This window comes from Filibacter tadaridae, from assembly GCF_900609045.1.
GTDB classification, from domain to species: Bacteria; Bacillota; Bacilli; order Bacillales_A; family Planococcaceae; genus Sporosarcina; species Sporosarcina tadaridae.
In genome coordinates this window covers 1-440 of record NZ_UXAV01000007.1, presented here as the reverse complement: position 1 = coordinate 440, position 440 = coordinate 1, and the positions used below count along the sequence as shown (strand labels likewise).

Here is a 440-nt window from a genome sequence, read left to right as displayed (position 1 = left end):
TATTCAGACTCGCTTTCGCTGCGGCTCCGCATTCGCTGCTTAACCTTGCATGGAATCGTAACTCGCCGGTTCATTCTACAAAAGGCACGCTATCACCCGCGCTATTTCCCGAAGGAAATAACAACAAGGGCTCTAACAACTTGTAGGCACGTGGTTTCAGGATCTATTTCACTCCCCTTCCGGGGTGCTTTTCACCTTTCCCTCACGGTACTGGTTCACTATCGGTCACTAGGGAGTATTTAGCCTTGGGAGATGGTCCTCCCGGATTCCGACGGAATTTCACGTGTTCCGCCGTACTCAGGATACACTCTGGAGAGGATGGACTTTCGACTACGGGGCTATTACCCGCTACGGCGGACCTTTCCAGGTCGCTTCGTCTAATCCATCCCTTTGTAACTCCGTATAGAGTGTCCTACAACCCCAGGAAGCAAGCTTCCTGG

Annotated in this window: 1 rRNA gene; it reads right to left on the bottom strand. The window is 52.0% G+C overall.

The features are described 5' to 3' along the window. Positions 1-440 (bottom strand): 23S ribosomal RNA (locus FILTAD_RS00095); the annotation flags it as partial.